This is a genomic window from Mesorhizobium sp. M2C.T.Ca.TU.002.02.1.1 (genome assembly GCF_003997225.1).
In genome coordinates this window covers 1-5,368 of sequence record NZ_RZTO01000423.1, presented here as the reverse complement: position 1 = coordinate 5,368, position 5,368 = coordinate 1, and the positions used below count along the sequence as shown (strand labels likewise).

At 63.5% G+C, this 5,368-nt stretch carries 5 protein-coding genes; all 5 read right to left on the bottom strand.

Annotated elements, in window-relative coordinates:
* Positions 1–152 precede the first annotated feature (152 nt).
* Positions 153–1,367: an arginine deiminase gene (locus EOD07_RS21120; RefSeq protein ID WP_041005756.1), complete on the bottom strand. Its 1,215-nt coding sequence runs from the start codon at positions 1,365–1,367 to the stop codon at positions 153–155.
* A gap of 11 nt (positions 1,368–1,378) precedes the next feature.
* Positions 1,379–2,848, bottom strand: coding sequence for an arginine-ornithine antiporter (gene arcD, locus EOD07_RS21115; RefSeq protein WP_127236840.1), 1,470 nt, complete (start codon positions 2,846–2,848; stop codon positions 1,379–1,381).
* A 110-nt stretch (positions 2,849–2,958) separates the two neighbouring features.
* The gene (locus EOD07_RS21110; protein WP_127236839.1) at positions 2,959–4,203 is read right to left on the bottom strand and encodes an MgtC/SapB family protein; all 1,245 of its coding nucleotides are present in this window, start codon (positions 4,201–4,203) and stop codon (positions 2,959–2,961) included.
* A gap of 91 nt (positions 4,204–4,294) precedes the next feature.
* Positions 4,295–4,744, bottom strand: coding sequence for a pyridoxamine 5'-phosphate oxidase family protein (locus tag EOD07_RS21105; RefSeq protein WP_127236838.1), 450 nt, complete (start codon positions 4,742–4,744; stop codon positions 4,295–4,297).
* Positions 4,745–4,856: 112 nt separating this feature from the next.
* The coding region (locus EOD07_RS21100; RefSeq protein ID WP_127236837.1) for a phosphoribosyltransferase family protein at positions 4,857–5,368 on the bottom strand (512 nt) is incomplete at its 5' end.

Sequence of the window (5,368 nt, the reverse complement as noted above, 5' to 3'; positions counted from 1 at the left end):
CTTGCGAGTGAGGCGAGGTATCTCGTGGCCTGCCTGCTTGGCGGCCTTGAGGTCGGCCGCCAACTTCAGGAGAAAGCGGATTTCTTCGGCCGAAAGGTCATCCAGGGAAAGCACCGAGCGGCCATGCAGGTTGATCGACATTGGGTGTCCTTTCAGATCGGGTCGCGGGCGATGGGGCAGGTCATGCAATGGCCGCCGCCGCGGCCGCGGCTGAGCTCGGCGCCCTCGACGGTGATGACCTCGATGCCGGCGCGGCGCAGCAGCGTGTTGGTGTAGACGTTGCGGTCGTAGCCGATGACGACGCCCGGCTCGACCGCGACGACGTTGTTGCCATCGTCCCACTGCTCGCGCTCGGCCTCGTAACGGTCGCCGCCGGTGGTGATGATCCGCAGCGATTTCAGCCCGAGAGCTTCCGCGACCACGGATATGAAGGGGTCCTTCTCCTCCCTGACCTCGACTGCCGCATCACCGTCTCCGGGCCGGATCGAGAAGGTCCGCAGCCTTTCGACCACGGGCGGGTACATGGTGGCGAGGTCCCGGTCGCAGAAGGTGAAGACGGTGTCGAGATGCATGAAGGAGCGGTCGCGCGGCATCAGAGCCGCGATCACGCGTGTGGCTTCTCCGGCGGCGAACAGGCTTCGGGCGAGATCGCCGACCGCCTGCGGCGTGGTGCGCTCGCCCATGCCGACCAGAACGACGCCTCCGCCAACAGGCATGACGTCGCCGCCTTCGAGACTGACGCCTGTTCCGGCCTGGGGCGAGACGAACGGAATGCCGCTGTCGCGGAACCTTGGATGGAAGCGGTAGACAGCCTCGACATTGGCAGCCTCCGGCCGCCTGGCCGGCCAATACATCGGGTTGGCCGACACCGAGCGGTAGATCCAGCAGGAGCTGTCACGGGTGAACAGCTGGTTGGGGAGCGGCGGCAGCACGAAGTCCTGCGGCGCGAGCGTCCTCCCGGTCAGGCCCTTGGGCTCAAACGGCAGTTCGGCACGCGCAATGCCGCCGACGAGACAGGTTGCCAGCAGGCCGGCCGACATCTCGTTCAGCCAGCCCCGCATCTCGTCGACCATGTCCAGGCCGACCACTCCGGCATGCACCCGGCGATCGAGAAGCCAGTCGCGAGCCTTGCCGAGGCCCATTGTCTCGGCAAGCAGTTCGCCGAACGAATGCACCACCACACCGCGCTCTCGCAACGCGTCGACGAATACGTCGTGTTCCTGGCGCGCCCGTTTCACCCACAACACGTCGTCGAACAGCAGCGCCCTGCAGTTGTCCGGCGTTAGCCTGCGCAGGCTGAGATCCGGCCTGTGGACCATAACCTCGCGCAGGCGACCGACTTCCGAATGCACTCCAAGATTTGTCATCGGATGGCCTCTCAAAGCGCGCTGACGGCGCCGGTCCACATCTGGTAGGCGGCAAGGATTGCGACTGCGACGAGCGCGGCGGCGATGATGGCTTCCACCGGGTGGAAGACACGCTGATTGTTCTCGCGGCGGGCCCAGGCGTAGAAGATGACGCCCGGTGCATAGAGGATCGCGCACATGAACAGATACGCAGGTCCCGCCGCATAGACGAGCCACAGTCCGTAGATCGTCGCCACAATGCCGGCAACGAGCGGTCCCGTTCTGCCTTCGCCGCTTCGATAGCTTTCCCCGGTCAGTGCCAACTTGGCGGCGAAAGCGCCGGAGAAGATGTAAGGCACGAGGATGGCGGCCGAGGCGATGTAGAAAAGCGCCTGGTAGGTGCTCTGCGCAAAGAGCGTGATCACCAGGAAGGCCTGAACGAGCAGGTTGGTGATCAGCAGCGATGTCGAGGGAACGCCGCGTTCGCTTTCCCGGCCGAAGAACTTCGGCATGGTTCCGTCCTTGCCGGCCACATGCGGGATTTCAGCGGCTAGCAGCGTCCAGCTCAGGAAGGCGCCGACGACCGAGACGACGAGCGCGAGATTGATGAGCACGGCGCCCCAAGGCCCGACCACCGCCTCCAGCACGCCCGCCATCGACGGGTTCTTCAGGGCGGCAAGCTCGGGCTGGCTCAGGATGCCGAGCGAAAGCAGCGAGACCAGCGCGTAGAGCGCGAGGCAGGTGAAGAAGCCCAGCACCGTCGCGGTCGCGATGTCCTTGCGGCGCTCCGCCCGGGCGGAGAAAACGCTGGCGCCTTCGATGCCGATAAAGACCCACAGCGTCACCAGCATCGTGCTCTTGACCTGAGCGGCGATCGAACCGAGGGAGGCGTTGCCGAGACCCGTGAAGTCGAGCGACCAGACGTTGAGCTTGAAGGCGACGGCGACGACGCCGACGAAGAGGACGACAGGAGCAATCTTGGCGATGGTCACGACCGTGTTGACGATCGCAGCCTGGCGAATACCGGCAAGGATCAGGAGATGGACGGCCCACAACAGGATGGATGCGCCGAGCACCGCCTGCCAGGTATTCCCGTCGCCGAAGGCGGGGAAGAAATAGGACAGCGCGCTGAAGACAATCACGGCGTAGGAAACGTTGCCGACCCATGCGCTGATCCAATAGCCCCAGGCACTGTTGAAGCCTACGAACGGACCGAAGCCGGCCTTGGCATAGGCATAGGGGCCGGCGTCGAGCTCGGGCCGGCGTACCGCCAGCGACTGGTAGACAAACACCAGCGCAAGCATGCCGACCGCGGTGATGGTCCATCCGATGAGGATCGCAAGCGGACCGGCGCCGGCCGCCATGTTCTGCGGCAGGCTGAAGACGCCCGAGCCTACCATGGAGCCGATGACGAGCGCCGTCAGCGACCCCAGACGGAGCTTCGCCGAAGCCGGGGTCGCGGTCTCTTCCCGGATAGGGACATTGATGTCTGTTGTGGCCATGAGGCCCTCCCACCTTTGGAACGATGGAAGCAATTCAACAGGAAAGCGGGCCGGCAGCTTTGATACGGGTCAAATCAGGATCTCGGCGCCGGTGGCGTGGCCGCGACAATCTACCGGAGGAGCATGGCGCAGTAGCCCGCGACAGCGGCGGTCAAAGTCATGCCGGCCAGGGGCAACCAGAATCTCACCGGACCCGCAAACACTGCCAGGAACAGGCGCCCGATTGCGTTGGCCATCAGCGCGGTCAGCACCGCATGTCCAACGGTTTCGATCGACATCGACTGCTTGACCAGCCGCAGGGCGCTGAGCACCGAAGCGTCAACGTCAAACGCACCCGCGATCGCCGAACTCGCCAGCAGGCCTTGTTCCTTGAATTGGAAGGCCAACGCGGCGCTCGCTGTCGAGGCGACCGCAAACAGCAATGCAAAGATCAGCAACGGTACCAGTTCGAATGGATTGCGCGTCGCGCCGGGGTTGTCCGGCTTGCGGCCGTGAATAGCCAATGCGATCGTTCCGCAGACGCCGAGTGTCAGCGCTGCAGCGAGCGCGGGCATGGCGATGAAGGCGGCCACCGCCGGCGCCAGCAACAGGACCACGAGACAGACACGCAAGATCGAGATCATCGCGGCCAGCGAAGCCGCGCCCGCGTAGGACAAGGAATTGTCCGACGCATTGGCGGTGCGAGCCAGTGACAGGGTGACGGCGGTCGACGAGACCACGGCGCCGGCAAGCGCGCTCACAATCAAGCCGCGGGCGTTTCCGAGGACGCGCACCGCGACATAACCGGCGAAGGAAATCGAGGCCATCAGCACCGTCAGAAGCCAGACCTCACGCGGGTTGAAACCGCCCCAGGGGTCAAATGTGCGGTCCGGCAGCAGGGGCAGGACTACGGCCGTCATCACCGCCAGGATCAATGCCGAGCGAAGCTCGATCCAGGTCAGGCTCTTCAAGAGCCCATGCAAGATTTCGCGACTGGCGAGGAGCGCCGCCAGCGCCGCGCCGCCTGCGGCCGCGACGCGGAAATCGCCGGCCACGCAGAGCGCGCCAAGGGCAAACACCGCCAGGCCCGCAATAACGGTCGTAACGCTGAAATCCTCATCATGCGCGGCTTCGCGCGCCTTGTACCATGCAAAGATGCCAGCAAAGGCGAGGAAGCCGGCGATCAATATGGAAATCGCATTGAGCGCCTCGGCCAACGCCGCCATGATGCCGCCGAGAAGCCCCGCGATGCCGAATGTGCGAATGCCGGCTGTTCGGCTCCGGTCGGGCGCATCGCGTTCTCGCCAGCCGCGCTCCAATCCAACGAGAAGGCCTATCGCCAAGGCGATACCGAGTTGGACTATGAGCGAGTCCATCGCAGAGCCTCAAGTCGGCTGCATATGCCGCCAACCGCTTCGAGCGGCAGTTGGCTTGGCGCTGCTTCCGCACGACCTTGCTGTGGAGAGGTTAGTTCTCCGACGCTTCGCGTCCCGAAATTTCCACGACGAAAATGCTGAAGAATACATGAGGAAGATGCTCCGCGTCTGAGGATGCGATCGGCTTGAACGCGCCTGGCTCCCACCAGTCGGCATGCTTGCTCAGCAAGGACCATGCGTGATCAAGCTGCATCTTATGCCCGATTCGATCGGGAAGCTCCTCATAACGGCCATCGACGACGACGCTTTTCCAACCTCGGGTGGTGCTGTGCTCGTCGACCTGCACCGACACAAGCGGATTGAGGCGCATCCAGTCGATTTTCTTCCCCAGCATTGAAAATGCATAGAGACGATTGTCTGCATAGGCATAGTGGAACGGCACGATGTAGGGTTGCCCGTCCTTCGCGCAGGCCAGGTGACCGACGCGATGGGTCATCAGCAATTTCGTGCATTCCAGGGTGGAAAGGGTGCGGATCCGCATCGCCGAACTCCTAAAGCATGTCTCCCGAAAGTGGACCCGGTTTCGGGATAAAGACATGCTTAAATCAAAAACTTAAAGCAGGCCGCGTGAATCCTTTTTCACGCGACCCGCTTTAAGTGCCGGCTTCGTGCCTCGATTTGTCGGCGATGCCCGCACCGGGACGCCTTCTTTCCTCATCACTGCGACGGTCTCCTCGAGCGAGGGCCATCATGTCGAGAACCTCGCTGTCGGAAAGCTGCGGAAAGCTGCCGTAATAGTAGCTCAGCGCCCGGAAACGGGCGGGCTGGTTGATACAGATCGTCAAGTCCGCTTCCTGCGCAAGTTCGTCCACGGTCTCCGGCGGCGCAACCGGCAGTGCGACGATGACCTTTCGCGGGGAGCGCCGTTTCAACGCGCGGATGGCCACCTTCATCGTCGTTCCAGTGGCCGCCCCGTCGTCGACGATAACAACAGTTTTACCTGCCACCGACAGCGGTAGGTCTTTCCCACGATATACGGCTCGGCGCCGCTCCAATTCGGGACGTTCCTGCGCGATCAGAACACGAAGGGCGCTGTCACCGAGAGCGTACGCTTCCACGATCTCCCGGTTGAGAACGACATCCGGCGGGTCTCCGTCCACGATAG